This window comes from Providencia sp. PROV024 (assembly GCF_032709665.1).
Taxonomy (GTDB): domain Bacteria; phylum Pseudomonadota; class Gammaproteobacteria; order Enterobacterales; family Enterobacteriaceae; genus Providencia; species Providencia huashanensis.
In genome coordinates, this window is record NZ_CP120545.1 from 2,914,290 (window position 1) to 2,928,777 (window position 14,488).

At 40.7% G+C, this 14,488-nt stretch carries 10 protein-coding genes; 6 read left to right on the forward strand and 4 right to left on the reverse strand.

Features of this window, described 5'->3' with window-relative positions:
• Positions 1-4: 4 nt before the first annotated feature.
• From P3L56_RS13475 to P3L56_RS13490, 4 genes are all read right to left on the reverse strand, one after another.
• Positions 5-1,627 (reverse strand): NAD+ synthase, encoded by a 1,623-nt coding sequence (locus tag P3L56_RS13475; protein ID WP_071548212.1) that lies wholly within the window; start codon positions 1,625-1,627, stop codon positions 5-7.
• Between the two features lie 88 nt (positions 1,628-1,715).
• Complete coding sequence (gene glrR, locus P3L56_RS13480) at positions 1,716-3,056, reverse strand: two-component system response regulator GlrR (protein WP_042844663.1); 1,341 nt, start codon at positions 3,054-3,056, stop codon at positions 1,716-1,718.
• Positions 3,043-3,798 carry a two-component system QseEF-associated lipoprotein QseG gene (gene qseG, locus P3L56_RS13485; protein WP_071548855.1) on the reverse strand — a complete coding sequence of 252 codons (756 nt, stop codon included), beginning with the start codon at positions 3,796-3,798 and terminating at the stop codon, positions 3,043-3,045. Before qseG ends, glrR begins: the two co-directional genes overlap by 14 nt.
• A gap of 83 nt (positions 3,799-3,881) precedes the next feature.
• Positions 3,882-5,321 (reverse strand): sensor histidine kinase, encoded by a 1,440-nt coding sequence (locus P3L56_RS13490; RefSeq protein WP_042844664.1) that lies wholly within the window; start codon positions 5,319-5,321, stop codon positions 3,882-3,884.
• Between the two features lie 1,056 nt (positions 5,322-6,377).
• Here P3L56_RS13490 and P3L56_RS13495 point away from each other — a divergent pair.
• The 6 genes from P3L56_RS13495 to P3L56_RS13520 all read left to right on the forward strand — a co-directional run bounded on the left by P3L56_RS13495 (position 6,378) and on the right by P3L56_RS13520 (position 14,485).
• Complete coding sequence (locus P3L56_RS13495) at positions 6,378-7,409, forward strand: methyltransferase (RefSeq protein ID WP_198860764.1); 1,032 nt, start codon at positions 6,378-6,380, stop codon at positions 7,407-7,409.
• 223 nt (positions 7,410-7,632) lie between these two features.
• Positions 7,633-8,259, forward strand: coding sequence for a response regulator transcription factor (locus P3L56_RS13500; RefSeq protein ID WP_042844669.1), 627 nt, complete (start codon positions 7,633-7,635; stop codon positions 8,257-8,259).
• A gap of 6 nt (positions 8,260-8,265) precedes the next feature.
• Complete coding sequence (locus tag P3L56_RS13505) at positions 8,266-9,792, forward strand: MASE1 domain-containing protein (protein WP_042845368.1); 1,527 nt, start codon at positions 8,266-8,268, stop codon at positions 9,790-9,792.
• 105 nt (positions 9,793-9,897) lie between these two features.
• Positions 9,898-11,223 carry an MFS transporter family glucose-6-phosphate receptor UhpC gene (gene uhpC / locus P3L56_RS13510; protein WP_042844672.1) on the forward strand — a complete coding sequence of 442 codons (1,326 nt, stop codon included), beginning with the start codon at positions 9,898-9,900 and terminating at the stop codon, positions 11,221-11,223.
• Between the two features lie 14 nt (positions 11,224-11,237).
• A complete protein-coding gene (locus P3L56_RS13515) occupies positions 11,238-12,269 on the forward strand; it encodes an ABC transporter substrate-binding protein (protein WP_042844675.1) in 1,032 nt (343 codons plus the stop codon).
• Positions 12,270-12,406: 137 nt separating this feature from the next.
• Positions 12,407-14,485, forward strand: coding sequence for an ABC transporter permease (locus P3L56_RS13520; RefSeq protein ID WP_042844677.1), 2,079 nt, complete (start codon positions 12,407-12,409; stop codon positions 14,483-14,485).
• The last annotated feature ends 3 nt before the right edge of the window (positions 14,486-14,488 follow it).

Consider the following 14,488-nt stretch of genomic DNA (forward strand, 5'->3'; position numbering starts at 1 on the left):
CCTGTTATGACCAGTTTTTACGGCCAAAACCTGAGGTGATCGGATAACGGCGATCTTTCCCAAAATTACGCATGGTAATACGCGGCCCAATAGGAGCTTGACGGCGTTTATATTCGTTAATATCAACAAGGCGTACAACTTTACGCACCATGTCTTTATCAAAACCTAACTTAATTAAATCATTAACGGAGAGATCTTTTTCGACATAACCTTCAAGTATCGCATCCAAAACGTCATAAGGCGGTAGGCTGTCTTGGTCTAACTGGCCTGGAGCAAGTTCCGCAGAAGGAGGCCTATCAATGACACGTTGAGGGATAGCTGGCGATATTGTATTACGATATTTAGCTAACTCAAAGACGAGGGTTTTAGGCACATCTTTTAATACATCAAATCCCCCAGCCATATCGCCATATAATGTTGAATAGCCCACGGCCGATTCACTTTTGTTACTTGTGGTCAACACTAAACGACGGCGTTTATTAGACATTGCCATTAGAATAACAGCTCGGCAACGTGCTTGTAGGTTTTCTTCTGTTGTATCAGCTGCTGTACCTTCAAACATAGGTGCTAATTGTGCCATGAATGCATCAAACATTGGCTCAATAGAAACAATATCAAATTCAACTCCGAGCAGCTCAGCTTGTTCTTTGGCATCATGGATGCTCATTTCAGAAGTATAGCGGAAAGGCATCATCACTGCCTGTACATGCTCTTTACCTATTGCATCTACGGCAATAGCAACAGTCAGCCCTGAGTCTATCCCCCCAGACAACCCTAAAATAGCACCGTTGAAGCCATTTTTAGTGATGTAATCACGTGTTGCCAATACCAACGCTTGGTAAACTTGAGCCACTGAGTTCGTTTCTTCTTGAGCCCCACCATCAGTCACCAATACCAAATCTTCAAAATGGACTGTCGCTACTTGTTCTTCAAACTCAGCCAACTGGTATACTTGTTTACCTTTATTCGCCAATACCTTAGAACCGCCATCGAATACTAGTTCATCTTGACCACCGACTTGGTTGAGATAGACGATAGGCATATTAGTACGTTGGCAATGATCGACCAGCAAGTCACTACGAATATGTTCTTTGTGAATATCATAAGGTGAAGCATTTATCGTGAGTAATAACTCAGCACCGGCGCCTTTAACGGCATCCACTGGCTCGTCATACCAAATATCTTCACAAATCAATAACCCAATGCGATAACCTTTAAATTCGACTACGCAGGTTTTTTCATCAGCCGTGAAATAACGAGGCTCATCAAATACACCATAATTTGGCAGTTCTTGTTTAAAATAACGTGCGTGTAATTTGCCTTGGTAAAAAAATGATAACGCATTATAGATTTCATCGTTTTCATACCATGGGTGACCGACGATAATTGCTGTAGCAGAACTGGCTTTTTGTAGGCGTTCAAGTTGTACGAGGCAACGGTCTTCAAAATCACCACGGAAAATCAAATCCTCCGGAGGATACCCAGTCAGTGATAACTCTGAAAACATAACGATATCAGTGTGACCTGCTTGTTCTTTTACAACTTGCAGCATGCGTTCACAATTGCCTTCAATATCACCGACTAGCCAGTTAAGTTGTGCTAGCGAAATGTTAAGCTTACGGCTCATAAGGTGTTTTTTCTCCCGAAGCATGAATATGGATTGCTCTATTGCACATAATTTGTTCGATAAAATTCATGCGGTCAATAATTTTCATTTATTCTTTAAAATCATTGGCTTCTAAATCATGACGACCAAGTAATTTATAAAATTCTGTACGATTTCTCCCTGCCATTCTAGCAGCTTGAGTCACATTCCCCTTCGTCATTTGTAATAACTTACGCAAGTAATTTAGTTCAAACTGATTACGCGCTTCAACAAAAGTCGGGAGGGCCGTATTTTCCCCTTGCAGAGCCTGACTGACAAGCGCTTCACTAATAACAGGAGACGTGGTGAGTGCAACACATTGTTCAATGACGTTGACTAGCTGACGCACATTTCCTGGCCAACTCGCGGTAATAAGGCATTTCATCGCATCACTGGAAAAACTGCGTACAAACGGTTTATGGCGAGATGCTGACTCACGTAATAAATGATTAGCTAATAATGGGATATCTTCAGAGCGTTCATTCAACGCAGGAATACGTAGATTAACTACATTCAAGCGGTAATAAAGGTCTTCTCTAAACTCATTTTTTTCCATCGCTTTCGGTAAGTCACGATGAGTGGCAGATAAAATTCGTACATCAATATCTAAATCACGGTTACTTCCTAAGGGGCGTACTTTGCGCTCTTGCAACACTCGCAATAATTTGACTTGCAATGGCATTGGCATATCACCAATTTCATCCAAAAATAAGGTCCCACCACTAGCAGCGAAAAATAACCCCTCACGATTACTCACCGCGCCTGTAAATGCACCTTTAGCATGGCCAAAAAGTTCAGACTCTAATAATTGCTCAGGTAATGCGCCACAGTTAATCGCAATAAATGGCTTACGAGCACGAGGGCTTGCTTTATGGATTGCTTGAGCCAATACTTCTTTACCTGTACCACTTTGCCCATTAATTAATACGCTTACATCTGACTGAGCAACCATATGGGCTTGCTCTAGTAAACGGATCATTAAAGGGCTGCGAGTCACAATACCAGAGCTCCATTCCTCATCACTTATTGGGGTTGATGAAAGCGCAAGAGCTTCGTCGATGGCTTTATATAGTGCATCTTTATCAACGGGTTTAGTTAAGAAACTAAATACCCCTCGTTGTGTAGCCGCAACAGCATCAGGAATAGAGCCGTGTGCCGTTAATATAATAACGGGCATATTCGGATGGGCTTTTTGAATTTCATCAAATAACGCCATGCCATCCATTTCATCCATTCGTAAATCGCTGATCACTAAATCTAATTTTTCTTTTTGTAATATTTTTAGTGCTTCAGGCCCGCTTTCTGCCGTAATGACTTTAAAACCTTCACTACTTAAACGCATTCCGAGTAGTTTAAGTAGACTTGGGTCGTCATCCACTAACAGTAAATTTGCCGATTTACGGTTTGTCATTAGGTTCATTCTCCGATGAAGGCTGTTCTACAGATGAGCCCGATGTGTTACTTGGCTGCTGGCTCTCTGAAGATGTAGGTTTTTCCCCTTCTACTGCATTCTCGACTTCTTTTTCTGTTTCATTAGTACTTTTTTTGCGTGAAGAAAGTTGGCGTTCAATATCCGTTAAGTTTTCTAATTTTCGCGCAGTCGTGTTCAATTCAAAAGCCAGCTTGGCATTGTCTTCCTTTAGGCGGTCGAGTTTACTGTCCATTTCTTGCTGCAAACGCTTATAACGCGAACCTGCATCAGAAAGATTAATAATTTGCACTTGTTGTTCACGCCATAGCTGCAATAAGGGGCGTACCCCTGTTGGAAAACTCAAACTATAGGTATTAATGCTATCAAGCATTTTTCGCCTTTCAGCAATGCTGGGGTCTGCTGAATTTAATAAGATATTTTGTTGAAATGCCGTCGACCAATCCGTCACCGTTATTTGATTAGCATCAGTTCGAGCCTGAGTCATATCAACCCTATCAGCACAATCCATCATACGTAACCAAAACAAGGCGTTTTCACGAGCTGCTAGCTGGTCATTATCCCAAATAGTTTCACAAGATGCATAGCGATAGTCAGTCACTTTAACTTCAGGTACAACAACTTGTGACAGTGTTTCAAGGGGGGATTGCCCATCTTTCGTAACACAACCTGTTAAAAAAAGGCCAAATAAAACCACCCCAATATGTGTAGTTGTACGTCTCATCACGTAACTAACCACCTGCTTTTGTTTATTAAACGCGACTTTATTACAAAGTACGGTTAAAAGTTCTGTAGACCGATTTACCATTATTCATTCTCTGCTGTTAGAGGCAGTTCAATTCTAAAACAAACATCTGCTGATTTATGAGGCACCAAGGAGAGCTCTCCCCCCATTTGTTTGATGCAATCCTGTGCAATACTTAGCCCTAATCCACTTCCTTTAACAGCACCTTTTCTTTGTAATGAACCTTGATAAAAAGGCTCAAATATCATGCTTTTTTCAGAATCTGGGATTGGAGTACCTGTATTAGCAACTTCAATCAGAAGTTTATTGTCTATCCTACGACTAGAAACCCAAATATTACCTGATTCGCTGCCATAGTGCACCGCATTGGAGTAGATATTATCGATTACACGCCCAAGAAGTGTCGGTTCTGCTAAGCAACTTTCAACTTTTAGACGCACGTCCGTTTTAATATTTTTCGCTCTCGCCGGTAAATTATGTGCATTTACAATATCGTCAATCAGCTTTTGCAAATCGACTAATTGTGCTTCAGGTGGGTTATCTACCAATTTGCGATTATAATCAAGAAGTTGTTCAATAAGTTGCTGAAGGTGCTTACTGCTATGATCTAAGATTTCGACAACTTCCCTTTGGGAGACCGTTAATGGCCCAGCAACCTCATCCGCAAGAAGTTCTGTTCCCTCACGCATACTGGCTAAAGGCGTTTTTAATTCATGTGAAATATGACGCAAAAATTCATGGCGTTGAGATTCAAGCCATGCCAAACGTTCGCTCAACCAGATGATCCGCTGAGCAATAGTACGCAGCTCTCGAGGGCCTTTAAAGCGTTCTATATTGCTCGCCAAGGTTCGACCAGTACCGAGGCGGTTAATCATTCGCTCAATAACCTTCACCGGACCAATAATCATCCTTGTGAATAAAGTGACCAGTAATGCGCTCAATAAAAAGAGGATTAAACTTTGCCAACCAAATAATTGCCCTTTATTGGCAATTGCTTTTTGTAATTGCTCTCCACGACTAAAAATCACATTTCTTGTTTCTTGAATTAAAAGTGCATTTTCAGCGGAAAATTGTTCCAATGCTTGAACAACTTTCTGGGTTGGTTCGTTATTTTCACAAGTAACTGCTTTAAGTTGCCCTAATATTTTAGACAGGTTAGAGGTATCTGAGTCTTTCGGTAAAATCGTCTTTTGGCGCTCAAGCATCTGTTCATAGTCAACAAATTGCTTTTGATACTGTGTCTGTAGTGTCGCATCTTGTAAAACACAATATTGCCGATAACTACGCTCCATTTCCAAGGCGAGACTACTCATGACCTCACTGCGCCTTGCGTCAAGCAATGTGGTCTTATTGATATCGGCTGCTTGATTACTCAGTTGCTCTAAGCTTTGGTAAGCCTGATAAGCTAACACTAAGAGTGGTAATAATACCAACCAGAATGCCATAACAACCAATTGGCGCAAGGAGCGCGGGAAAAAACGCCATTTACTCAATGCATTCATCTCATACTCATTAAACGTTTTTTAATGGTAACAGAACTCTTTGTAGGACGGGTAGTTGAATCACAATTCTGTATACCGCAATGTTGAAATCAGACTAAGTGTATAATGTGATAGCAATCAACATGCCAACCTCTCTAAATAAAGGTCGGGGCTTTTTAGCCACGCATATCTATTGATAAATAAATAGCAAAAGCGCATTTCAACAACCAATCACTTAAGATGATCTTTGGGGAAACTACACTGAGATAGCAACGCAGCGGTTCGAAAGAATGGGGGAGATAAACAGGAAGGCGGGATAGAGTATTGGACTCTACCCCGCCAGCGATGGGTTACTTCTTTTATATGACTATGTCTTTACAATAAAGATAATCATATAGGTGGTGCCTCACTCAACGTGTCGCCCTGTGTTTGATAAGGCCCGAAGGCGAGTATCTGTGCTGTTGGACGGTAGGCACCTTACTTTGGCGTCATTCTTGCTTTATGTGGTATGTACCCAACTAATTATGGACCTACATAATAAATTGAATGAGCAACTGAGTATTATTATGCACAAGCCATGCCAACTTTTCAAGAAAACACTCATCACTTTGAATAATAACAAAAAATATATTCAACCATTCTTTTACGGGATTTAAGTACACAAAAATAGTGTTCTCCATTCATCGTATTGTCGCTAATTTAAGACACTCTAGCATCAAAAATAAAATAACCTTAAATATCAAAAAGATAAATGTCTCCATTTGGAGACAGTGACAATACTGGTTTGTCGTTTATTTTATACACCCCGTATTAAAGGGGGAAAAACCTAGTTAACCCTATTGATATTTCAGTTAAGTTACATTAAATATATTTATATTTTATGTGTGAAATAAAATATTAACGCTAATTTGACAATCCATAACAAAGCAGACAATCAAAAAAATAATTACTTATAATACATTAAGATAAGAAATTATAGCATTTTCTTTTTATATGGTTTGCTTTTTCCGCAAAGCAATATAATACTTAAAAAGAACAAATCAATTGACCTTTTTTTAAACAATAATAGGATGTCAAATGAAAGACTCTTCAACGGTAACTAACAAACCAGATGACCTCAGTGCTGGCGTATACGTTTTACAGCAAACAATTGGTTTCATGTTTCAAGCTGCATTACGTGCAGCTGCAAAACTTAATTTAGCTGAACACTTAGAGAGTGGCCCCAAAACGTCAGAGCAGCTAGCACAAGAACTCGGTTGCAGAGAAAGAACAATTCGCCAAATACTGCGCCTGCTTGCCAGCCACCGGATTTTTACCTCTCTAGGTGACTCGCGTTTTGCCTTAAACCCTGAAGCCGAATTTCTAAAGGCTGATCATCCATTTTCATTACGCCAAGCGATACTCATGGTAACAGACCAAACATTTTGGATGCCGTCTTATCAATTAAGTGATATCGCATTAAAAAAACCGGTATTTGAAGATTTATTTGGCGGTAGTTTCTTTGAATATTGGGAGAAAAATGCCAACTTACCCGACAACTTCCATAATGGTATGTCATCATTTTCAGCGATAGAAAATAACTCTGTAGTTAGGCATTATGATTTCAATGAAAATATTGTTGTAGCTGATATTGCGGGTGGCTTTGGTGGTTTACTTCTCGAAGTACTGAAAAACAACCCAACAGTTCAAGGTATTCTATTTGATAGGGAACATGTTTTAGAAAATAATATCTTACACTTATTAGAAGATGACTCTCGTTGGGAAACTTGCCCCGGTTCTTTCTTTGAAAAATGCCCAGAAGCCGACATATTTTTACTTAAGTATATCAGCCATGACTGGCCAGATGACAAAGTTGTTGAGATCCTAAAAACTATCCGCCGTGCTATGAAGCAATCATCTAAATTACTCTTGATCGATTGTGTTATTGGTGATGATGACAAACCCTATTTTGGCAAAGAATTGGATTTACTCTGTATCAACCTTTCCGCGGATGGCGGCGGGCATACAAAAGCAGAGTTTGAAGCGCTATTTGCCAAGTCTGGGTTAAAACTTAATCGGATCATCAACACGGATACCCACGTTTATATCATTGAAGTAGTGCCTGTTTAATCATCTAAAATAAGGGGTAACTCTTCAGGTAATAAAACATTACGCCTTAGTTTTATTACCTTATACGATTAAATCATTGCCTATTGTGGGCTCGCCTTCCCTCCTCCTTTTATACTCTGCTTTTCTGATGAATATCAGAATTCTAAATGATGTTTATAGATTATCCTTTCCCATCTTGATATAAGACTGAGTAACACACTACACATTAAAATAATAAAGCCAAATGATAAAAATCGCCTTAATTGATGACCATATTGTTGTACGGTCTGGGTTCGCTCAATTGCTTACCTTAGAAAGTGATATTTCAGTGGTTGGGCAATATGCAAATGCCCAAGAAGCTTGGCCAAACCTAATTAACCTTGATATAGATGTGGCCATTATGGACATTTCTATGCCTGATGAAAACGGCTTGCAATTACTCACGCGTCTACGCCAGAAAAAGCCCGACTTCCGTACAATTATTTTAAGTATTTATGACACGCCGGCTTTTGTTCAAAGTGCGTTAGATGCGGGGGCTAGCGCTTATTTAACGAAACGCTGCGGGCCAGAAGAATTAGTCCAAGCTGTTCGTTCTGTCCATCAGGGAGGTTGCTACCTATGTTCAGATGCCATGAGAGCTTTACGCCATTCACCGCAGCAACAAAAAGGAATTCAAGAGCTTACCCCTCGTGAACGCGAAGTATTTGATTTATTAGTATCAGGGTTAAGCGTTAAGGTCATAGCTGAACAACTCGAATTGAGCCATAAAACTGTTCATGTGCACCGTGCTAATGTACTCGGTAAATTACAGTGTGAAAATACCATCGATCTGGTTCATTATGCATTAGAACACAACCTGATTTCTCGATAATTTATGATGAATAAAAGCCTGCGATTAACACTACAATCCACCTTTCTACTTTTTACCTATTCATTATTGTGGGTTGGGTTGTGGATCATCGGTTTTTATTTGAGCCAAAATAGTTTTCAAGCAACATTATTTCTTCCTCAAGGGTTAAGACTCGCTTTAATGATCATCCTTTGGCGACGCTATTGGCCAACACTGCTACTCAGTGAAGGAATACTCAATCTTTGGCTATCAGAAGAACAATTACTGTTTCAACCTATTTTATTACTCTCTCCATTGCTCAGCCTTGGAGTCGCTTTTATTATTCAAGATATCTGGTGGCGATACACTTTATATTGGCAACGTTTATTACTGTTGCTCGCCGGTGTGGCTGCAAATAGCATTCTGCATGCGTTATTATTTGGTTGGTTATCCCCCTATTCCGTTAGCCAGTTATTTTTAACGACATTTACTGGCGGAATTTTGCTATCCCCATTTGTTTACCTAATTTATGAATATCTACACGAACAGCACTACCAAATGTTACTTGACTATGGGACTCCTGATAAGCAATTACGTACTTCATTGATTGTCTGGTGCTTTTTGTTTTGTGTTGTCGGTTTAAGCGCTCAAGTCTTTTTTGCGCCTGAAATAGAGCGTTTAATTGTCCTACTGGTATTTATTCCTAATGTTTTTATGGCCTATCGCTATGGCTGGCAAGGTGGAGTACTTTCCGCTCTATTAGGGAGTTTAATTATTACTTTTGCTCGGCAATTCCACGGTGCCTTCGCTGATTTAGAAGAGCTAGAGATGTTCTTAAGTACCCAAGCCCTTATTGGTATTGGATTAGGGATTGCCATTAGCCGTCAAAAACAACTTGCTAGCAATTTACAACGTTACCGCCAACGTTTAGAACAAGAGCTAAAAGCTCGTCGTGATTTAATGCGCCAATTAGTCCATACCGAAGAAGATATTAAAAAAGCGATTGCCCGTGAGTTACACGATGAAATCGGCCAAAATATTACCGCCATCCAAATTCAATCAATGTTAGTCAAAAAAACTGCCGCTGACCCACTTGGCCAGCAAGCAGCGAGCCAAATTAATGAACTCGCGCAGCAAATTCACCAGTCTACACGGCAATTGTTGCGCCAGTTACGCCCGCCCGTGCTAGAAGAAATGTCCTTGGAAAAAGCGCTTAAACACTTAATTGCTGAGTTTTCCTTCCCTGAAAGGAATATTCAATGCCATTTTCATTACGGTTTACAAGAAACACCAATAAACGAAACGGTTTTATTTACACTATATCGGCTAGTCCAAGAGTTACTTAACAATATCAGTAAGCATGCAAAAGCCACTCAAATCCATATATCACTTGAACAAGTAAATGACCAGATCCAGCTTATCGTTGATGATAATGGCGTTGGTATTCCTTTTAGTAAACGAACCAGCGGCTTTGGTTTACGTGGTATTGAAGAACGAGTCAGAGCCTTAGGCGGTGATTGGACGTTAACCACCCAAAATGGAACGAAAATAAGTGTTAACTTGCCCACATTTTGAGATAAAACATCGCAAAACTAGGAATTATTCCTACCCCTCTAATACCTTCTCTCATCCTTTTTGTTAAAAACTTGATTACATTTGCCAAACAAGAGAAACAACACCATGACAGGTAATGACACGTTGAGTCTGGATAACACTTATCGTTTTTGGCGTCGCCGCTTAATGCTATCAATGATTATTGGTTATGCCACTTTTTACCTTACACGAAAAAGCTTTAATTTCGTGATGCCAGTTATGCAAAGTGAATTGTTTCTCGATAAAAGCGATATCGGCTGGATAGCCACTGCGTTTTACCTTACCTACGGTATTTCAAAGTTTTTATCGGGTATTTTTCACGATATTACAGGATATCGCTGGTTTATGGGGGCAGGCCTAGTGATGACTGGGTTGCTAAATATCGTATTCGCCTATTGCTTATCGTTCCCTGCTTTATTAGTGGTGTGGACATTAAATGGTTTTTTCCAAGGTTGGGGATGGCCTCCTTGCGCACGTATCTTAACCCATTGGTATTCACGCAATGAACGTGGCTTTTGGTGGGGGTTATGGAATATCTCGATAAACCTTGGTGGAATGCTGCTGCCTTTATTGACAGCGCTATTAGCCACCCAATATAGCTGGCAGATGGCTTTAATTGTTCCTGGGGTAATTGGCGTGGTTGTTGGTTTATGGCTATGTAGTCAGTTACGAGGAACACCACAAGAAGAGCATCTTCCTAGCGTGGGCCAATGGCGAAAAGATGTGCTGGAATTACGCCAAGAGCGTTTGTCTCCGCCAATGCCAATGCTCTTGATTTTAAAAGAGAGCATCGTTTTTAACCGCATGATTTGGTTATTAGGTTTCTCTTATATCTTAGTTTATTTGATCCGCATGGCAATAAATGATTGGGGAAACCTATGGTTAACGGAAACACACGGTACCAACTTACTGAGTGCTAACGCAACATTATCGTTATTTGAATTAGGTGGCTTATTAGGGGCACTTTGTTCTGGCTGGGGTTCAGATCTTTTGTTTCGCGGCCAACGCGCACCTATGATTTTACTGTTTTCATTGGGCCTGTGTGTTTCAGTTAGCGCCTTATGGTTAACGCCAATTCATCATTATGCATTATTGGCTGTATGTTTTTTTGCTATCGGCTTTTTTGTTTTTGGACCACAAATGTTAATCGGTCTAGCTGCAACAGAATATTGTCATAAAAAAGCAGCTGGAGCGGTAACAGGCTATCTTGGCTTGTACGCCTATTTAGGTGCCGCAATTGCTGGATGGCCACTCTCTCAGGTCATTGCACGTTATGGTTGGTCAGGGATGTTTACCTTGCTCGCCAGTGCAGCGGCTCTGATGGGGCTACTGCTAATGCCTCTTTTGATTGCCAATGTCAGCAAACGGGAGCACTTAGCAGGCACTGTTTCACCCTCTGATAATAAAACCTGAAAAAAGGACTGACAATGAAACTGAAAACTCTCTCTACGCTTATCGCTGCGGGTTTGTCACTTGCAGCAATCACTACCACTGCAAATGCCGCAGGCCGTCTGGTGGTTTACTGTAGCGCAACTAATGCCATGTGCGAAACAGAAACCCAAGCTTTCGCGAAAAAATACGATGTCAAAACCACATTTGTTCGTAACGGTTCTGGCAGTACTTTAGCTAAAATTGAAGCAGAAAAACGCAATCCACAAGCTGATGTATGGTATGGCGGTACATTAGACCCTCATTCACAGGCGGGGGAAATGGATTTACTCGAACCCTATAAATCGCCAAAATTATCTGAAATCATGCCTCAGTTCCAAGACCCTGCGAAACGTAAAGGGAACTATTCTTCCGCGGTTTACATTGGTATTTTAGGCTTTGGCGTAAATAAAGACCGCTTAAAAGAAAAAGGTTTACCTATCCCAACTTGCTGGAAAGACCTGACTAAACCTGAATATAAAGGCGAAATTCAAATTGCTGACCCACAAAGCTCAGGGACAGCTTATACCGCACTGGCCACTTTTGACCAGCTATGGGGAAATGAACAAGCTTTTGATTATCTGAAAAAACTGAATGCGAATATTTCACAATACACCAAGTCAGGGATTGCACCGGCACGTAATGCGGCTCGAGGTGAGTCTGCTATTGGTATCGGGTTCTTACATGATTATTCATTAGAAGTCGAAAATGGCGCACCATTAGAGCTTATTGCACCTTGTGAAGGTACAGGCTATGAAATTGGCGGTATCAGTATCCTTAAAAATGCGCGCAATATGGATAACGCCAAACTATTCGTTGATTTTGTCCTCTCTAAAGAAGCGCAAGAACTTAGTTGGAAAGAAGGTAAATCTTACCAAATTTTAACCAATACCACTGCGGAGTCTTCCCCAGTTTCATTAAAACTCAATGACTTAAACCTAATTAACTATGATATGGATAAATACGGGGATGCAGATGTCCGTAAAAACCTGATCAATAAATGGGTTACTGAAGTAAAAATGAGCAAATAACAATTTGGTGCGGCGTTAATACGCCGCATTGAGCACTTACTTAACTAAAATAAAAATTAATTTAATTAAGCTCAAAATAGTTTGTGTCATGGCTAAACACCCTGCTTACACAAAATATAATGAGCTTAGGGGGATCTATGTCTCAAACCCTAACACTGACACCACCTAAAAAGCGAGATAGCACCTTTTTCTGGTTGTTATTAGCTTGGATTGGTTTTGCTTTGCTACCTTCTTGGAGCCTTGATTATGGCTTACTTGATTCTACGCAAGATGAAATCCTTGCCGCGTATGGTTGGAGCAGCTTAAACATTAGTTGGCTTTGGTATTTATTGCCTTCTATTTTATTTATTCGCCCGTTAACACCTGCGGATCGCTATCATAAAACTCGCCATTATTTGGATATTGGCATTGCAGTAGCAACGGTTGCTGTAGTCATTTTGACCTCTTATCTTGAAGGAAAAGGCTTAGGCTACTCTTCGATAGTGTTATTTATCGCCCTTGGCATGGTGATGACTCTCGCACTAACACGCCTTGAATGGCTTGGTGGCGACCAGTTTGTTATTGGTTCACTCATCACTGTTGTCACCCTGATTGCGCTGTTTATTGTTTTTCCGAGCGTGGCTATTTTTATTCCCATGTTCACCGATGGTAATGGCGATTTTGCTCCCTTTGCGTTTGTAGCGATTTTGACACAGTCACATATTGTTCAAGTCATTATTAACTCAATCTTTTTATCATTGGCGGTTGGTGCTGGCTGTACCTTCTTTGGTTTAATTTTAGCTATTTACACCACTCGTATTGCGAAACGCTCCGCAATTATTGGCCGTATTTTCTCAATATTACCCATCGTAACTCCGCCATTCGTTGTCGGTTTGGGTGTTACGTTGATGATGGGGCGTTCTGGGTATATCACCGAATTTCTCGCGGCCTATATGGGGTTAGAAAATACCAACTGGTTATACGGTTTTACTGGTATTTGGCTAGCTCAAGTCCTCGCCTTTACCCCTATGTCATTTATGATTTTGGATGGGGCAATTAAAACTATTCATCCATCATTAGAAGAAGCTTCGTATACCTTACGAGCTAACCGCTACCAAACCTTTTTTAATGTGTTTATGCCATTACTGAAACCTGCACTGGCTAACGCATTCTTAATTGTCATCGTTCAGTCATTAGCCGATTTTAGTAACCCATTAGTGTTAGGCGGTAACTTCGATGTTCTAGCAACACAAATTTATTTTTATATCACAGGTTCTCAGCTCGATTATCAAGCAGCAAGTACCTTGGGTGCATCACTATTAGTTTTCTCACTATTAGTGTTCTGCGTTCAATATATGTGGATAGGTAAGCGTTCCTATGTCACTGTTTCGGGCAAATCGTATCGCGGTGATGTACAACCATTACCTGTGTCATTAATTGCTACTGTAACTACCTTCTTAGCTATTTGGGTTGCCTTTAACGTATTGTTATACGGTAGTATTTTCTATGGTAGCTTCACGGTAAACTGGGGCGTTGATTACACATTAACCTTCGATAACTTTATTAAGTTATTCGGTCAAGGTATGAGTGACGGCGCATGGCCATCCTTATTAGATACCCTTCTGTACGCGGGTATTGCTGCACCAATCACCGCCATACTCGGCTTGTTAATTGCTTATATCGTCGTTCGCCAAGATTTTCGTGGTAAAAAAACCATCGAATTTACCACCATGCTGTGCTTTGCCGTACCGGGAACAGTGGCTGGTGTGTCATACATTTTAGCCTTTAATGACTCGCCATTTTACTTAACTGGTACCGCAGCTATCGTCATTATATCGATGACCATGCGTAATGTTCCGGTCGGTATCCGTGCCGGTATTGCGGGCTTAGGGCAAATTGATAAATCGTTAGATGAAGCCTCACTCAGCTTACGGGCAGGCTCCATGCGCACCATTTTCTTTATTCTGTTGCCATTACTGCGCCCTGCGATTTTATCGGCTTTGATTTATAGCTTCGTGCGAGCGATCACGACAGTAAGTGCCATTGTATTCTTGGTAACCCCCGATACTCGCGTAGCAACTGCCTACATTCTTAATCGTGTTGAGGATGGTGAATACGGCGTGGCAATTGCTTATGGTTCAATACTGATTGTCGTCATGTTGGCCATTATTTTCTTATTTGACTATTTAATTGGCGAAGCCCGTGTTTCACGTTCCAAAGCCAAAAATGCACAGTAATCA

What these genes read in the sequence shown, in the direction of transcription:
- P3L56_RS13475 (WP_071548212.1), bottom strand. Translation starts at nt 1,627, where the DNA reads ATGAGCCGTAAGCTTAACATTTCGCTAGCACAACTTAACTGGCTAGTC.
- glrR (WP_042844663.1), bottom strand. Translation starts at nt 3,056, where the DNA reads ATGACAAACCGTAAATCGGCAAATTTACTGTTAGTGGATGACGACCCA.
- qseG (WP_071548855.1), bottom strand. Translation starts at nt 3,798, where the DNA reads ATGAGACGTACAACTACACATATTGGGGTGGTTTTATTTGGCCTTTTT.
- P3L56_RS13490 (WP_042844664.1), bottom strand. Translation starts at nt 5,321, where the DNA reads ATGAATGCATTGAGTAAATGGCGTTTTTTCCCGCGCTCCTTGCGCCAA.
- P3L56_RS13495 (WP_198860764.1), top strand. Translation starts at nt 6,378, where the DNA reads ATGAAAGACTCTTCAACGGTAACTAACAAACCAGATGACCTCAGTGCT.
- P3L56_RS13500 (WP_042844669.1), top strand. Translation starts at nt 7,633, where the DNA reads ATGATAAAAATCGCCTTAATTGATGACCATATTGTTGTACGGTCTGGG.
- P3L56_RS13505 (WP_042845368.1), top strand. Translation starts at nt 8,266, where the DNA reads ATGAATAAAAGCCTGCGATTAACACTACAATCCACCTTTCTACTTTTT.
- uhpC (WP_042844672.1), top strand. Translation starts at nt 9,898, where the DNA reads ATGACAGGTAATGACACGTTGAGTCTGGATAACACTTATCGTTTTTGG.
- P3L56_RS13515 (WP_042844675.1), top strand. Translation starts at nt 11,238, where the DNA reads ATGAAACTGAAAACTCTCTCTACGCTTATCGCTGCGGGTTTGTCACTT.
- P3L56_RS13520 (WP_042844677.1), top strand. Translation starts at nt 12,407, where the DNA reads ATGTCTCAAACCCTAACACTGACACCACCTAAAAAGCGAGATAGCACC.